Origin of the sequence: Yersinia alsatica (genome assembly GCF_025133195.1) — a bacterium.
Classification (GTDB): Bacteria; Pseudomonadota; Gammaproteobacteria; order Enterobacterales; family Enterobacteriaceae; genus Yersinia; species Yersinia alsatica.
Genome location: NZ_CP104006.1, coordinates 723567 through 738559, shown reverse-complemented (window position 1 = coordinate 738559; position 14993 = coordinate 723567). Strand labels below are relative to the sequence as shown.

Sequence of the window (14993 nt, the reverse complement as noted above, 5' to 3'; positions counted from 1 at the left end):
TTTAAACTCCCAACTTCCATGATAATGTGCGTAAAAGATCGGCGAACACCCCAGCAGCAGTCACGTCATTACCCGCGCCATATCCGCGAAGTACCAACGGAATTGGCTGATAATAGTGGGTATAGAAGGCCAACGCATTCTCACCATTTTTAACTTTATACAGCGGATCGTTACCGTCAACAGCATCCATCCGGACAATACAACGCCCTTCTTCGATAACTCCAACATAACGCAGCACTTTGCCCTGCTCGCTGGCATCCGCCACCAGACGAGTAAACTCGGCATCCAATGATGGCAAGCGCGCGAGGAAGCTGTCGACATCACCTGAAGCATCAAAACTTGCTGGCAGAACTGACTCAACCTCGATATCCGTCAGTTCAAGTTTGTACCCTGCTTCACGGGCCAAAATCAACAATTTACGCGCGACGTCCATCCCGGAAAGGTCGTCACGTGGGTCCGGCTCGGTATACCCCATTGCCTTGGCCTGCAACGTCGCCTCCGACAATGTCATCCCTTCGTCGAGCTTACCGAAGATAAAGGAGAGTGAGCCAGACAGAATGCCAGAGAAACGCATCAGCTCGTCACCAGCATTCAGCAAATTCTGTAAGTTTTCGATTACTGGTAAGCCAGCACCTACGTTAGTGTCATACAAGAATTTACGGCAGGATTTCGCCGCCGCCGCACGCATCTGACGGTAATAATTCATTGATGATGTATTGGCTTTCTTATTCGGCGTCACAACATGGAAACCATCCGCCAGGAAATCAGCATATTGGTCAGCCACAGCCTGACTGGAGGTACAATCAACAATCACCGGATTGAGCAAATGGTACTCTTTCACCAGACGAATCAGACGGCTCAAGTTAAACGGCTCTTTCACTTCAGCCAGCTCATGACGCCAGTTATCCAGCTCGATACCGTGCACATTGGTCAGCATAGCTTTGGAGTTGGCAATACCGCATACGCGCAAATCGATATGGCGCTGTTTCAGCCAAGGTTGTTGACGATAGATTTGCTCGATCAATGCTCCACCGACGCCACCAACACCAATGACAAACACTTCAATGACTTGGTCAGTATTGAACAGCATCTGGTGGCAAACACGCACCCCGGTAGTGGCTGCATCATTGCTGACCACCACTGAAATAGAGCGCTCAGATGAGCCTTGAGCAATCGCGATGATATTGATATTGGCACGGGCCAGCGCCGAGAAGAAACGGGCCGAAATCCCGCGCAGCGTGCGCATGCCATCGCCGACCACTGAGATAATCGCCAGATGCTCCATGACATCCAGTGGCTCCAGCAGCCCGTCTTTCAGTTCCAGATAGAACTCTTCTTCCAATGCTCTGCGGGCGCGAGCTAGCTCTGACTGCGGGACACAGAAACTGATGCTGTATTCCGAAGATGACTGAGTAATCAGCACCACTGAAATGCCGCTGCGGGACATTACCGCAAAGACACGGGCGGCCATGCCGATCATCCCTTTCATACCTGGGCCTGAAACGTTAATCATCGCCATATTATTCAGGTTGGTGATGCCTTTAACCGGGAAGCCATCGTAGCTGCTCTCACCACCAATCAGGGTGCCGGGAGCTTGTGGATTCGAGGTGTTTTTAATCAGGCAAGGAATTTGGAACTGGGCGATAGGAGCAATAGTGCGAGGATGGAGAACTGAGGCACCAAAGTAGGAAAGTTCCATAGCCTCTTGATATGACATCGATTTCAACAATCGCGCATCAGGAACAACACGCGGGTCACAAGTATATACCCCGTCGACGTCAGTCCAGATTTCGCAACAGTCAGCACGTAAACACGCCGCCAGCGCCGCAGCAGAATAGTCGGAGCCATTACGGCCCAACACTACCAGTTCGCCTTTGTCATTACCGGCGGTGAAACCTGCCATCAGGATGATGTGATCAGCAGGAATAGCACTGGAACCAATACGGTGAGTAGATTCAGTGATATCAACTGTGGATTCAAGATAGTGGCCATGAGCCAGCAATTTCTCCACCGGATCAATCACGCTAACTTGATAACCTTTGGCTTGGAATACCGCTTCCATGATAGCAATGGAGAGTTTTTCGCCACGGCAGATGATTGAGGCATTGATACTATCCGGGCATTGTCCCAGCAAAGAGATGCCGTGCAGAACATGTTTGAGTTGCGCAAACTCATGGGCCACCAGTGCTTTCAGGCGCTCATAGTCAAAACCGGGTTGCGCATCAGCCAATCCACGCAATAGTTCGGAGAAAATCCGCTCTGCATCACTGATATTCGGCGAGATATCTTGCCCGGCAACCATTTTGTCGATCATCGCCACCAGATGATTGGTAATTTTAGCGGGAGCGGATAACACCGTAGCCACTTGCCCTTGACGCACATTATTTTCAATGATATCGGCAACACGCATAAAGCGTTCTGCATTTGCTACTGATGTCCCGCCAAATTTCAGCACTCGCATTTCTGGTTCTCTCCCGCTTTCGCGCTATTTTTATCGCAAACTTTTTTGCAAAAATTTGATTGAAAAAAAAAGCCCGCACTGTCTAGGTGCGGGCTTTTTTTTGTTGTTTCCTTTACGCGTCAGCCCGCCCCGTAACCTGTGGTTTCGGTGGTGGTAATAATTGTTGTGTTCAGGCTGATGTATCGCATGTCGTCTGTCTGTCTCATAAAATAAGTTCTCCCTCTATTGGTTAAAGCAATCGTCCCCTCAAGTCAAATTTTTTCATCCGCCGCCAGCAAGAAATTAACTGCCGCATAATGGCTAATCGTCTAACTCTGGAAACATTATCAGCGGATACAAATAAAATACCCCGGCAAACACCAGACAATAAAACCGTTGAATTAGCTTTGGTCGCTATAATGAACTTTGCTATTTTTTTTCACCTTAATGATATGAAATACCCTGACAGGCAATTGAGGCGTTCTACAGGATAAAATCTAATTGAAGGGGCAAAAATAGGCTGGTTATCGGTTCAAATGGTTTTAAACGCAACAAAAATGAAAACTTTGTCACTTCACTTTACATTTGACTAACATTGGTGATAATTCTTCTTATGCTTCTGGATGAAATAGACCGCTGACAAGGAAAAAGGCTTAATTGGCTTTATGTCGAAAGAATATTGATTTTAAACAATAAAAATCAACAGATTAGAAATTTCATTTTTTTGTTACGTCTGTCTTCCAATTTTTAATATTAATAACACTGAATCGATCACATAATTTAACCAACTATCGCTTAAGCTGGTATTCTTGTAAGTCTTTTTCACAAAAGTGTTAACGTGCTACAATTGAATTTGATATATGTCAACAAAGCGTAGTTTTGTTGGGTGGTACATTCGGCTCACACTGTTATATTGCTGTTAATAGGGTTAGGATATGCGCCGCTTTTGTCACCTTTGGGGCTGTAGGGAGTAACACCCCGACCAAGCTAGTGATGTTGTTGACGTTGATGGAAAGTGCATCAAGAACGCGTTTACGTACTTTAGTCATGTGATGAACGGGATGACGAGTAACCAGTCAATAAAAATCCTAATATAACAAAGACTTCTGTACTTCCTATTTCTATTTTGTTGGCAATTTTAGGTAGCAAACATGCAGACCCCGCACATTCTGATCGTAGAAGACGAGATCGTTACTCGTAACACCCTGAAGAGCATTTTCGAGGCGGAAGGCTATGTTGTTCATGAGGCTAATGATGGCGCAGAAATGCACCACATTCTGTCTGAGAATGATATCAACTTAGTTATCATGGACATCAATCTGCCGGGCAAAAATGGCCTGTTGCTAGCACGAGAACTTCGTGAACAAGCAAGTGTTGCCCTAATGTTCCTGACAGGCCGTGATAACGAAGTTGACAAGATCCTTGGCTTGGAAATTGGTGCTGATGATTACATCACCAAACCTTTCAATCCGCGCGAATTAACCATTCGGGCACGTAACTTGCTGTCACGCACCATGAATTTGGGTAGCGTAGGCGAAGAGCGCCGCTTGGTTGAGAGCTATAAATTCAATGGCTGGGAGCTGGATATCAATAGCCGCTCACTGATAAGCCCTGCTGGCGAGCACTATAAGCTGCCACGCAGTGAGTTCCGCGCCATGCTGCACTTCTGTGAAAACCCGGGCAAGATTCAATCTCGTGGTGAATTGCTGAAGAAAATGACCGGTCGCGAGCTGAAGCCGCACGACCGTACGGTTGACGTCACTATCCGTCGTATTCGTAAGCATTTCGAATCTACGCCGGACACCCCAGAAATCATCGCTACTATTCACGGCGAAGGTTATCGTTTCTGTGGTGACCTGGAAGAGTAAACCTCTGCCTGCCGTCTACAATAAAAAAGCCAGCGGCAAATGCTGGCTTTTTGCTTTTCTAGCATTAACGCCAAGGTATGATTGGCACCGCACTTATCGCGTTTTTCGGTGAGCCATCGACAATCCTGTCTGAGTAAGTGAGATAAACTAAAGCATTACGTTTCGGGTCATAGAAACGAACCACCTGTAGCTTTTTAAAGACCAATGATGTCCGCTTCTGGAAAACCACCGAACCTTCAGATTTCCTATTCTTAATTTTGTCACTTAACTCGATTGGCCCGACTTGCTGGCAAGAAATGGCAGCATCAGAAGTATCTTCCGCTAATCCTAATCCCCCCTTGATACCACCGGTTTTTGCCCGACTGATATAACAAGTTACATTTTTAACATCAGGATCATCGAAGGCTTCAACCACAATTTTATGGTCAGGTCCCAGCAATTTAAATACCGTATCGACGGAGCCAATCTCCTCCGCATGGGCGGTTATTGCCCCCAAAGAAAGTGCACAACCAAGGAATATCCAATTTTTTTTCATACACTTACTCCATGTCATTGAATAACGTTATTCAACGTTAAATATTTATTGCTGATAATAAAACAATTGGTTAAAAAGTCATTTTATAAATCTTAGGTACTTTTTTAACACACAAGGCCAGTAAATTCTTAAGCAGTCGAGAACATAAAAAGTTGCTACTATGCGCCAGAGCTATTCTTTTGATATTACTAATACCCTAAATTTAGGCCGCTTTACGAGGAAGATCTATGGATCAAGCCAGTATCATTCGTGATTTGCTTAGCTGGCTAGAAAGTCATTTAGACCAGCCTTTAGCATTGGACAATGTCGCTGCCAAAGCAGGCTATTCAAAATGGCATTTACAGCGAATGTTCAAGGATGTCACCGGGAATGCTATCGGTGCTTATATCCGTGCCAGAAGGCTTTCTAAAGCCGCTGTCGCATTACGATTAACCAGCCGTCCTATTCTGGATATTGCCCTGCAATATCGTTTTGATTCGCAGCAAACTTTCACCCGTGCCTTTAAGAAACAGTTTGCGCAAACGCCTGCGTTATACCGCCGGGCGGAAGATTGGAATTCAGCGGGAATATGTCCGCCTATCCGACTAGGGTCATATACTCTACCTCAGCCTGAATTCATTACCTTACCTGAGCAGCACTTGGTGGGGCTGACGCAAAGCTATTCTTGCACACTTGAGCAGATATCGACGCACCGCACTGAATTACGGACTCATTTCTGGCAACAGTATCTTGGTGGTGCCGATCAAGTGCCGCCGGTGCTGTATGGCTTACATCACTCCCGACCTAATCAGGAGAAAGATGACGAGCAAGAGGTTTTCTACACGACGGCCATCGAACCACAGCATGTGCCGGGTAATGTGCAGGAGGGGCAACCGATTATCTTGCAAGGTGGCGAGTATGTGCAGTTTAGCTATGACGGGCCACTGGAAGGGTTACAGAATTTCATTCTGACACTCTATGGCACCTGCGTGCCACAGTTAGAATTAACGCGTAGGAGTGGCTACGATATCGAGCGATTCTTCCCGCAGGGGAGGCCAAAAGATGGGCCTCCGTCCACGTTGAAGTGCGAATATCTCATTCCAATCAGGCGTTAACGCTGTAGTTCGTCAAGTGCTGGCATATCCAAGTGAGCGGTATCGCCAGCACTTTCAATGACCCATCCAGAAGCCAGCCAAGGGCTTTCCTGATAATCAACACGCGATAGCGAACAGTTACGCAAACGTAACCGCCGTTCAGCATAAGCGGGTAAACCAAGCAAGGTACTCAATAAGCACCCTAGCGCCATACCGTGGCTAACTAATAGCGGCTTACTGCCAGCAGGAAGCTCTAGGCAGCTATCCAGCGCCGCACGCATCCGATGCGCTAACTCCGTCATCGACTCCCCTTGAGGAATCCGCCCACCTTCAGTTCCGTTGACCATCTGCTTGCGCCATTGCTCTTCTTCGGGGGTTAAGCTTTCAATCGGACGTGTTTCCAACACCCCCATATTCAGCTCGCGTAAACGCGGGTCTGTCACCATTTTTAGCCCACAAGCATCAGCAATGATTTTTGCCGTTTGCTGTGTGCGCCCAAGGTCGCTGGTGATAATATGGGTGATGCCCTGGCTGCGAACTCGTTGCGCAACCAAGTGTGCCTGACGCAGACCAACATCAGTCAGAGGGCTGTCTGATTGGCCCTGAATCTGGCGCGATGCGTTCCACACGGTTTCGCCGTGGCGCACGAGATATACCTGTAACATGTCATTTTTCCGTTATACTGCGTGAAATATACACCAAATCTATTTAAATCTATTCTGAGACTTATTATGTACCATGTTGTTGCCGCAACTACCAACCCTGCAAAGATTAAGGCTATTAGCCTCGCGTTTGATGATGTCTATGGCCCCGGCGAGTATCACATTGAAGGGGTTAATGTTGATAGCGGTGTTCCCCTGCAACCCATAGGCAACACTGAAACACGCTCCGGTGCCAGACAACGAGTGAGTAATGCACGTCAGATGCGCCCTGAGGCTGATTTTTGGGTCGGGGTTGAAGCCGGTATTGAAGATAATATGACCTTTGCATGGATGGTAATTGAACGCTCGCAGCTCATGGGGGAATCCCGCTCTGCCAGCTTGATGCTGCCGGAGATTATATTACAGGGGATTCGCCAAGGCCGTGAGCTGGGCGACGAAATGGCAGATTTAACCGGGATATCGAATGTTAAACAACAGGGTGGCGCGATTGGTATTTTTACCGACGGTAAATTGACTCGTACCAGTGTTTATCATCAAGCTCTGCTGCTGGCACTGGTGCCGTTTCACAATGAAATTTACCAGCGCCCTGCATCGTAATTAGTTTTTATCTGTCAATAACTGCGCTTCGAGCCAGCTTTTCAACTCTGGCGGCGCTGCTTTCAGACTATTTGAACCACGGGTGATGGTCGCAATACCAGCACCCAATTGATTTTTCAGTTCACGCTGGCTCAACTCACCACGCATTAACTCCTCAATGATACGCACTCGAGTTCCCAGCGCGGTGCGCTCATCTGGAGTCAGCATCAATTGCAACAGGGGTAAATGGAGGTCTTGCGCAATGGCGTCTTGCAACAGTGCAATGAAAGTCAGCCAGTGCTGATTATCCTCAGTCGACAGATTCGGATCGGTCAATCGTAGTTTTGTCATGATATGCAGCCATACTATTTAACTAGTACAGCAGCATACCATAACCTCACATATCCCCAAAGCCATTGGAGCCACAGGTAGGCAGCAAGCAAACGCATCCCGATGAGCTTACTCAGGTAAGTGATTCGGGTAAGTGCGCGCCGCTAACACCCCTGTGGCTTCAAGAGCGAAGGGGATTAGTAGCGCCGCTGCCACTCGGCATCACTCAGCACCTTCGCTGGGCGATTCATAAAGTGGCGATAGAATGCATCGTAAGCCAATACGTTTTTCACGTAGCCACGGGTTTCTGAGAACGGAATACTTTCGATGAATGCCACGGCATCCACCTGCCCGCCACTATTCCCCAGCCAGGTATTAACCCTTGATGGGCCAGCATTATAGGCCGCGCTGGATAAAATCCGGTTGCGACCAAATTGCTGATAGACCTCTTCCAGATAGCTGGTTCCTATCTCTATGTTGGTGATGGGGTCGAGCAACTGGCTGCTATTAACATAGCCTGGAATATTATTCAGTTTGACCGTGTGTTCTGCGGTTCGTGGCATCACCTGCATCAGACCTGCTGCTCCCACCGGGGATTGTGCTTTCGGGTTCCAGGCACTTTCCTGACGGGCAATCGCCATGGCATAACTTGGCGTTATGCCTTTACCTTCAGTGGCCTGACGGAATTCTTTCGGCCATGCCAGTGGGAAGCGCTCTTCCAGATGGTCCCATAATTTAGCCACGATGGTCGCCTGAACACTCAGATCCGCCCACTTTTGGTTAAATGCATAACGCGCTAATGCTTCCTGCTCAGGTTTACTGCGGCTGGCAACCAGATAGCTCCACTCGTTGCGCGCCAGATTATCCATATTCCAATACATTAGCTCACGCACCCGGGCGATCTCTGGCCGTTGTGCCAGCGAAGCATCGGGTTTGGTGGCAACCTCAACATTGATAGGGTAAGGAACCCCCAGTTTTTGGGCGGCCACCATCGGATAAAAACCACGTTCCTGCATCAGGCTGCGCAAAATAGCTTCGCCCTCGGCTTTCTTACCTTGTTCCAGCAGCAACGAAGCACGCCAGTAACGCCACTCATCTTTGTTTTGCGCCTCAGTCGGTAACCGAGCCATCCAAGTCGCGAGTCCTTGGCGGTCGCCACTGCCCAGAGACATGCGGATACGGCGCTCCAGCAATGGGGTTGAATGACTGCGTAAGGTGACTTGATCGCGCCATTTGGCTTGGTCGTAAGTTGCATCATTGCCCATCAAACGCCAGGCTACTGCTTCTTCCAGCTCCAGTTTTTCGCTGTCACTCATTTTTTGTAGCCGTGCCAACGTTGGGATCATCGCCCGCGCATTTTCTACGTCCTGACGAGCCAATCGAGTAAAGGCAATAATCGTGGCTGAGCGAGTAAAATCGGTCGGCCCAACTGTACGGGCAAAACTTTCAACACTGGCTGGGTCACTTTGCAATTTCGCCAGTGCCGTCCCCATGGTCTGATAATCGGCTGGCAACTGCTTGAGTAAGTAACTCACCAGACTGGCATTGCCCTCTTTCAGGGCTAATTTCATACGGGCCAATGTGGCCAATGGTGTTTGATGCCCGGCTTGCTGCCAGACACTGAATAATTTATCGCAACTACCGGGTAGCGCCTGACCATTAAGCCAGATTTCACTCGCCCCATCCCACGCCACTTGCTGCTCGCCTGTTGCCCATTTGGCATAGTAGTAATTACAGCGGGCTGCGACCGGTTGCGGAGCTTGCGGGCTGAACGCTAATAACCCACGCCAATCCTCGCGACGTGCCAGCTCATTAACAAAACGCGATGACAGCGAACGTGCTGGCGGCAATGTCGGGTTACGCGTCAGGAAATCGTTCACTTGAGCCGCACTCACCTGACTCAAATCTTGTGTTAACTGGCGGTATTCCAGATACGGGTACAGAGGATAGTCGCGCAACGTTGGCATCAGTTGCGTCACGGTATCCATCTGATTGCTGTCCCAAGCTTGTTTAACTTGTTGATAGCGCTGCCGTTGGGCATCAATGGAGTCTGCGAATGCCACTCCTGAAGTCGTCACCAGACACACGCCAATCGCCAGATATCGCCACTTGTCCATACTTACTGTTTCCTCACTGGTTGTTGGCCACTGCATTTTGCTTACCGCAACTTCTGATTAGCATAGTCATAATTAGTTCCGGCAGCAGGACATACTAACTAAGAGTTTCACCTGATAGCCAGCGATTACACTCACGAATAGATAGGGAAACTTAATCTTTTCGGGCGATTGATTAAATTAAGGGAAGTTGAAGAAGATAACAGGCAGGATAGTTCATCATGTAATGACTTATTATTCACCATGTTAGCGGCTATTTATAGTGAAATGTTTCGACTTTATTATCTCAGATCAAGACGCTATTTTGATAAAAATCTACTATCCTTGCTTAATATAACTATGTTGTTGTAAATATATCATTCAGAATCATTTTTTTGTCTTTTAATAAAAATCAAATAATTAAGGAGCAGGATATTTTCATGGAAGAAAGAAGGTGACTCTCTGCCCCGAGTTAATGAAATAGTCCGATGATTCAATCAAATGGATAGATAGATTTCAGATTTATTAATTTTTAAGAAGGTTCTTTCAATGCAAAACTCATCAAACCATACGTCCGGAGCGAAACCCCCAGAGGGAAAGGCCTGGTATCAGCTTACTGCGGAAGAATCTTTGCAGCATTTAAATAGCCGCGAAGAAGGTTTAACCCAACAAGAGGCGGAAGAACGTCTTAAACAATACGGCCCTAATGCGTTACCGGCCAAAAAAAGTAAGCATCCTTTACTTCAGTTTTTAGCGCATTTTAATGATGTCCTGATTTACATTCTATTAGCTGCGGCGTTAGTTAAAGGTCTAATGGGCCACTCTGTTGACACCATTATTATCCTTTGCGTTGCGGTCATTAACGCATTAATTGGTTACGTTCAAGAAAATAAAGCCGAGAAATCTCTGAAAAGCATTCAGAATATGCTTTCCAGCAAAGCTGTGGTAATACGAAATGGTAATGCGCAAACTATTGATGCGCAGAATTTAGTGCCCGGCGATATTGTTACATTGAAACCAGGGGATAAAATTCCAGCCGACTTGCGCTTGCTCGAAGCTCACAATCTCCAGATTGAAGAAGCTATCCTGACCGGTGAATCAACCGTCGTTGAGAAGCAAATCGGGGTAATTGAAAACGAATCAGTGATTGGCGACCGCAAAAACCTGCTGTTCTCTGGTACCACTATCAGTGCCGGTACCGCGAAAGGTATGGTCATTGCCAGTGGCGGTGACACTGAGCTCGGTCATATCAACCAGATGATGTCGACGGTCGAATCCACCCGAACGCCACTGTTGCAACAGATGGACCGGTTGGGTAAAGCCATCTTTATTCTGATTCTGGTCATGATGGCTTTCCTGTTCGTCTTCGCCTTTATCTTACGCGACTTGCCAGTCAATGAACTGCTGTTGGCCTTGATCAGTCTGGCCGTGGCATCGGTTCCTGAAGGGCTGCCTGCCATTATTTCAATTATTCTGTCCTTGGGTGTGCAAGCGATGGCGCGCAACCGCGCGATTATCCGCAAGCTGCCAACGGTAGAAACCTTAGGTGCGATGACCGTCGTCTGTTCCGATAAAACCGGGACATTAACCATGAATGAGATGACCGTCAAAGCGGTGATTCTGGCTGAGCATTGTTACCGAGTGGAAGGCGAAAGCTACGAACCGGTCGGTAATATCTATCCTGAGGGCAGCGATCAGCAAGCCACTCTTGCCGGGCCGTTAAAAACATTTATCACTGCGGTGAATCTATGTAATGACAGCCAGATTCAAAAGAATGACCAAGGTCACTGGACGATTACTGGCGGCCCAACTGAAGGCGCACTGAAGGTGTTGGCTGCCAAATCCGGCATTGAACTGGGTCAGGTCACTCAACACGGTAAAATTCCTTTCGATTCTGCCTATAAATACATGGCCACCAGCCATCAGGTTCAGTCAGAAAATAGTATCTTCCTGACGGGCGCTCCTGACGTGCTGTTTACCTTCTGCCAGCAAGAACTGACGGACAGTGGTGTTGCGCCATTCCGCCGTGATTACTGGGAAGCCGAGATGGCGCGCTATGCCAAGCAAGGCTTGCGCATGGTAGCTGCCGCCTTCCGCCCAGTAGAACAAGCGATCAGCGAGTTAGACCACAGTGATATCCAGCAAGGCATGGTGTTTGTCGGCATCGCCGGCATGATGGACCCACCACGCCCCGAAGCTATCGATGCGATTGCAACCTGCCAGCAGGCTGGTATTCGCGTGAAGATGATAACTGGCGACCACCAAGAAACAGCCATGGCGATTGGTGCCATGCTGGGGATAGGCAATGGGAAAGATTCCATTACCGGTGGTCAGTTGGAGCATATGGATGATAAAGAACTGGCTGAAGCTGCCGTTCGTTATGATATTTTTGCCCGTACCAGCCCAGAGCATAAGCTGCGTCTGGTAAAAGCCTTACAAGAGAAAGGCGAAATTGTCGGGATGACCGGCGATGGCGTCAACGATGCACCGGCGCTGAAACAGGCTGATGTCGGTATCGCCATGGGTATCAAGGGTACCGAAGTCACCAAAGAAGCTGCCGATATGGTGCTGTCTGATGATAACTTCGCGACCATCGCCAGTGCGGTTGAAGAAGGCCGTCGTGTTTACGATAACCTGAAGAAAACCATTCTGTTTGTGTTGCCGACCAACTTGGCGCAAGGGTTGTTAATTATCTTTGCTATCCTGGTCGGTGCCGTGATCCCGCTGACGCCATTGCAAATCCTCTGGATAAACATGGCAACCTCCACCACGCTTTCCTTCGGTTTGGCCTTTGAACCGGCAGAAAGAGGCATTATGCGCCGTAATCCGCGTGACCCATCAAAACACGTGCTAGACGGCCATGCCATCTGGCGTATCGCGTTTGTCGGCACCTTGATTGCTTGCAGTGCATTCGCCCTGGAAGCCTATATGGAACCACGCGGTTACAGCACTGAATTTATCCGTACCGTGTTGATGCAAACATTGGTGACCGCGCAGTGGATTTATATGTTTAACTGCCGCGTCATGGACAGATTCCCACTGAACAAAGAAATCTTTGTTAACAAAGGGCTGTGGTTGGTTTCTGGCGTACTGATCGTATTGCAGTTAGCCATTATTTATCTGCCATTTATGAATACTGCTTTCGGTACTGAGCCATTACCGGCTTATTACTGGGGCGTAACATTGCTGGTTTCTATCGCGATCTTCCTGATCGTCGAAGTAGAAAAATGGGTCATCGGGCGCTTCAAACGCGGCTCGAATCCTATCTAATATCAATTAGTTATTACGACAAAAGCCCGGCTAATCAGCCGGGCTTTTTATTTATCGCCAATCAGCCTGATATCAGACTTAAGATAAATCACAGATTGCCGATACCATGACTATTATTGCATCAATAACATCTTATAATAGGATAGCGGCGATTAACTATTTGACCGCTGCAACTCACGTCGCCTAACAGGAAGCGCAAAAATGAATACTGCACCTTGCGCAATTAGCGGCGTCAGTAATGATAAACGCTATTATCCGCGAAAACTGATTACGCCACGGCATGCGTGGCGGGCCTGTGTCTGCGGTTTATTCCTGTTCACTATTTTATTTGCTTCAATGCCTTTAATGGCGGCAAATAATATCAGTGAAGAATTGCTACATGAGCGCAGTGATGCGGCCACAAAAATGGTGCTGGGTATTATCAGCTATTCGCGTTGGCCAACACCACTGCCAGTCACCCGTCTATGTGTTGTCGCCCCCACAAATTACGCAGAAGGGCTATTTAACCCGGCATTAATGGAAACGGCACATCCGATTAAAACGCAGCGCTATTCACTGCCCGACGCCTCAATAGCAACTGATTGTGATGTGGTCTATCTGGGGCTTATTGGGGAGCAGCAGCGCCAGGAACTGACCATCCAACTCGCCGGACACTCGATTCTTACCATCAGTGAAAATTATGACGAATGCACCTTGGGCAGTGCATTTTGTCTGCTACTGGAAGATAAGCAAGCCTCTTTCAAAGTCAATATGGATGCATTAGCACGCGGTGGGGTTCGAGTTCATCCCAGCGTGTTGCAACTTGCCCGTAAAAAGGCTGACGCATTATGAGTTCAACAAAGAAAAAATCTGCTGGTCAGATAAAAAATAAAACTAATGCAGCAAAGCTCCCCACACTTGGCCGTGTCTTGGGGAAAATACATTTAACAGTGGCAATAATCTCCGTCGCGACGGCAGGTATTTTCCTGACATTAGCGGCCCTGTTTGCATTACGGGTTTATGCTGACCATAACCTGCATTTGATCGCCCGCTCCATCAGCTATACCACTGAAGCAGCAGTTGTTTTCGGCGACAAAATCGTTGCTAACGAAGCGCTATCACTGATTGCGGCCAATGAAGAAGTCGCGCAGGCCAAGATTTTAGATGTTAATGGCCGGGAGATAGCCAGTTGGACGATACCTGATCACGGCCCAATACATTATATCGAGCAAAGTGTTGCCCGTTGGGCGCTGCCAGAGCCGGTAGTGGTGCCGATGATTCATGCAGGTAATGAAATCGGCAAAATAGTGATTGTGGGTCATGGCGGCAGCCTGCTGCGTTTTCTGCTGCAAGGATTAGCCGGGCTGCTTATCTGTCTGGTGCTCAGTACCGCGGTGGCACTATTCCTGTCACGCCGCATGCTGTTTGGCATTATCGGCTCACTAAACCGCATTACTGAAGTGGCTCATAATGTCAGTCGCAACCGTAGCTTTGGTCAGCGAGTGCCTTCGGCGAAAATCGCCGAGTTAAATGAGTTAAGCCATGATTTCAATGGCTTGTTGGAAGAGCTTGAGGTTTGGCAAAAACACTTAACTCAAGAAAATGACTCACTCGCACACCGGGCTGCCCATGATAGCCTGACCGGTTTGGCCAACCGTGCTTTCTTTGAAGGCCGCTTAAGCCGAACACTTAAGGATTGTAAAACCAACGAACACGTCGCTGTTTTGTTCCTTGATGGCGACCGTTTTAAAGAGATCAATGACAGCTATGGCCATGCGGCAGGCGATGTGGTGCTGACGACCATTGCTGACCGTATTCGTGCACTATTGCGTGAGTCTGATTTAGTGGCGCGTCTGGGCGGTGATGAATTCGCCGTATTACTGGCCCCCATTCATGACACAGATGATGTACTCAACATTGCTGACAATATCATCGAAAGTATGACCCAACCAATAGTACTGGTGGATGGCAGTGAAATCACCACCTCTCTCAGTATTGGTATTGCTGTTTATCCTGATCATGCACAAACGCCGGAAGAGTTATTACAAAGAGCAGATGAAGCAATGTATCAGGCAAAGAAAGGTTTCCGGCCGAGTGAACGGGGCATAGTTCACCAGTCGGGCTTGACTCACACAGAAGATTCTCAAACAGAAAGCTTAGGATAGGT

The 14993-nt window shown here is 48.1% G+C and carries 13 protein-coding genes and 1 other annotated feature; of the genes, 6 read left to right on the top strand and 7 right to left on the bottom strand.

The window, feature by feature from the left end:
- Position 1: 1 nt before the first annotated feature.
- The 3 genes from thrA to yjjY all read right to left on the bottom strand — a co-directional run bounded on the left by thrA (position 2) and on the right by yjjY (position 3489).
- Positions 2 to 2461 carry a bifunctional aspartate kinase/homoserine dehydrogenase I gene (gene thrA / locus N0H69_RS03285; RefSeq protein ID WP_050150363.1) on the bottom strand — a complete coding sequence of 820 codons (2460 nt, stop codon included), beginning with the start codon at positions 2459 to 2461 and terminating at the stop codon, positions 2 to 4.
- 62 nt (positions 2462 to 2523) lie between these two features.
- Positions 2524 to 2642: a sequence feature (Thr leader region), on the bottom strand.
- Complete coding sequence (thrL, locus tag N0H69_RS03280) at positions 2581 to 2649, bottom strand: thr operon leader peptide (RefSeq protein ID WP_002231504.1); 69 nt, start codon at positions 2647 to 2649, stop codon at positions 2581 to 2583. Its footprint overlaps the feature before it by 62 nt.
- Before the next feature lie 699 nt (positions 2650 to 3348).
- Entirely contained in the window at positions 3349 to 3489 is a 141-nt protein-coding gene (gene yjjY / locus N0H69_RS03275) for a YjjY family protein (RefSeq protein WP_004706054.1), read from the bottom strand.
- 102 nt (positions 3490 to 3591) lie between these two features.
- Between yjjY and arcA the strand changes: the two genes are divergently transcribed.
- Positions 3592 to 4308 carry a two-component system response regulator ArcA gene (gene arcA / locus N0H69_RS03270; protein WP_004706052.1) on the top strand — a complete coding sequence of 239 codons (717 nt, stop codon included), beginning with the start codon at positions 3592 to 3594 and terminating at the stop codon, positions 4306 to 4308.
- A 64-nt stretch (positions 4309 to 4372) separates the two neighbouring features.
- On the opposite strand, the gene creA is transcribed toward arcA, so the two are convergent.
- A complete protein-coding gene (gene creA, locus N0H69_RS03265) occupies positions 4373 to 4843 on the bottom strand; it encodes a protein CreA (RefSeq protein WP_050106607.1) in 471 nt (156 codons plus the stop codon).
- A gap of 227 nt (positions 4844 to 5070) precedes the next feature.
- Here creA and robA point away from each other — a divergent pair, with 227 nt between their 5' ends.
- Positions 5071 to 5937 (top strand): MDR efflux pump AcrAB transcriptional activator RobA, encoded by an 867-nt coding sequence (gene robA / locus N0H69_RS03260; protein ID WP_050106608.1) that lies wholly within the window; start codon positions 5071 to 5073, stop codon positions 5935 to 5937.
- On the opposite strand, the gene gpmB is transcribed toward robA, so the two are convergent.
- Positions 5934 to 6581: a 2,3-diphosphoglycerate-dependent phosphoglycerate mutase GpmB gene (gene gpmB / locus N0H69_RS03255; protein ID WP_050106609.1), complete on the bottom strand. Its 648-nt coding sequence runs from the start codon at positions 6579 to 6581 to the stop codon at positions 5934 to 5936. The two genes, robA and gpmB, sit on opposite strands and share 4 nt — an antisense overlap.
- Positions 6582 to 6647: 66 nt before the next feature.
- Here gpmB and yjjX point away from each other — a divergent pair, with 66 nt between their 5' ends.
- Positions 6648 to 7175: an inosine/xanthosine triphosphatase gene (gene yjjX, locus N0H69_RS03250; protein WP_050150365.1), complete on the top strand. Its 528-nt coding sequence runs from the start codon at positions 6648 to 6650 to the stop codon at positions 7173 to 7175.
- Here the strand turns inward: yjjX and trpR are convergent, their stop codons facing one another.
- Positions 7176 to 7505, bottom strand: a complete 330-nt coding sequence (gene trpR, locus N0H69_RS03245; RefSeq protein ID WP_050106611.1) for a trp operon repressor — start codon at positions 7503 to 7505, stop codon at positions 7176 to 7178.
- Between the two features lie 176 nt (positions 7506 to 7681).
- Positions 7682 to 9601: a murein transglycosylase gene (gene sltY, locus N0H69_RS03240; RefSeq protein ID WP_050121615.1), complete on the bottom strand. Its 1920-nt coding sequence runs from the start codon at positions 9599 to 9601 to the stop codon at positions 7682 to 7684.
- Between the two features lie 525 nt (positions 9602 to 10126).
- Between sltY and N0H69_RS03235 the strand changes: the two genes are divergently transcribed.
- From N0H69_RS03235 to dgcN, 3 genes are all read left to right on the top strand, one after another.
- Positions 10127 to 12847 (top strand): cation-transporting P-type ATPase, encoded by a 2721-nt coding sequence (locus N0H69_RS03235; protein ID WP_050150367.1) that lies wholly within the window; start codon positions 10127 to 10129, stop codon positions 12845 to 12847.
- A gap of 201 nt (positions 12848 to 13048) precedes the next feature.
- A complete protein-coding gene (gene yfiR / locus N0H69_RS03230) occupies positions 13049 to 13678 on the top strand; it encodes a regulatory sequestration protein YfiR (RefSeq protein ID WP_050121617.1) in 630 nt (209 codons plus the stop codon).
- Positions 13675 to 14991 (top strand): diguanylate cyclase DgcN/YfiN, encoded by a 1317-nt coding sequence (gene dgcN / locus N0H69_RS03225; protein ID WP_050150369.1) that lies wholly within the window; start codon positions 13675 to 13677, stop codon positions 14989 to 14991. Before yfiR ends, dgcN begins: the two co-directional genes overlap by 4 nt.
- The last annotated feature ends 2 nt before the right edge of the window (positions 14992 to 14993 follow it).